1 protein-coding gene is annotated in these 533 nt (G+C 51.2%); it reads left to right on the forward strand.

Features of this window, described 5'->3' with window-relative positions; all coding sequences use genetic code 11:
- Positions 1 to 533: restriction endonuclease subunit S (locus JNK74_30085; protein MBL7650419.1), on the forward strand; the 533-nt coding region annotated here is incomplete at both ends.

The raw sequence follows: 533 nt of genomic DNA on the forward strand, positions 1-533 counted from the left end.
TGAAGGCATCGCCATCGCCAAAGCCAACGCCGAAAAGAACCTCCACAACGCCCGCGCCCTCTTCGAAAGCCATCTGCAATCCGTCTTCACTCAGCGGGGGAATGGGTGGGTGGAGAAGAAGCTGCGCGACGTTTGCGCAATAACGTCGGTGCTCGTTGATCCTCGGAAAAAGGAGTTCCTCGATCTGATCCACGTCGGTGCAGGAAACATCGAATCACAGACCGGAGTGTTCATTGACCTCAAGACCGCTCGGAAAGAAGCGCTCATATCCGGTAAATTTATCTTCGATGAAAAAATGGTGCTCTACAGCAAAATTCGTCCTTACCTCATGAAGGTGGCACGGCCTGATTTTAGAGGCCTTTGTAGTGCTGATATGTATCCGCTCGCGCCCATTCCGGATCAAATTACTCGCGACTACCTCTTTCATCTTCTTCTGAACAAAGATTTCACTGACTACGCGATTCAAGGCTCGGCTCGTGCTGGAATGCCGAAGGTGAATCGGGAGCATCTCTTCGAGTTTAAGTTCTGGCTTC

The organism is Candidatus Hydrogenedentota bacterium (assembly GCA_016791475.1).
Classification (GTDB): domain Bacteria; phylum Hydrogenedentota; class Hydrogenedentia; order Hydrogenedentales; family JAEUWI01; genus JAEUWI01.